Source organism: Priestia sp. SIMBA_032 (assembly GCF_046535215.1).
GTDB classification, from domain to species: Bacteria; Bacillota; Bacilli; order Bacillales; family Bacillaceae_H; genus Priestia; species Priestia aryabhattai.
Map to the genome: position 1 here is coordinate 1 of NZ_JAWRXD010000639.1, position 273 is coordinate 273.

A 273-nucleotide genomic window follows, 5' to 3' on the forward strand; every position below is an offset into this window, starting at 1 on the left:
GATCACGTGCCGCGGCCGTGCGGATCCTTGAGACGGGCGGGTGGGGTGCCCACCAGGGATACGAGGCCGGACAGGAACTCGTCAAGGACGTGTGCGCGGGATCCGTGACCGCCGTCTTTGCCGCCAACGACTACCTCGCGATCGGTGCGATGCGCGCGTTCGGCGAGGCCGGCCTGCGCGTTCCCGAAGACGTGTCCGTCGTCGGCTTCGACGATGCGCCGTCGGCGTCGTGGGCCCGTCCGCCGCTGACGACCATCCGGCAGCCGCTGCAGG

General features: G+C 71.1%; 1 protein-coding gene. It reads left to right on the forward strand.

What is annotated here, in order from left to right; genetic code table 11:
- Positions 1-273, forward strand: a 273-nt coding sequence (locus SB717_RS35805) for a substrate-binding domain-containing protein (protein ID WP_410907721.1), incomplete at both ends; no start/stop codon positions are given.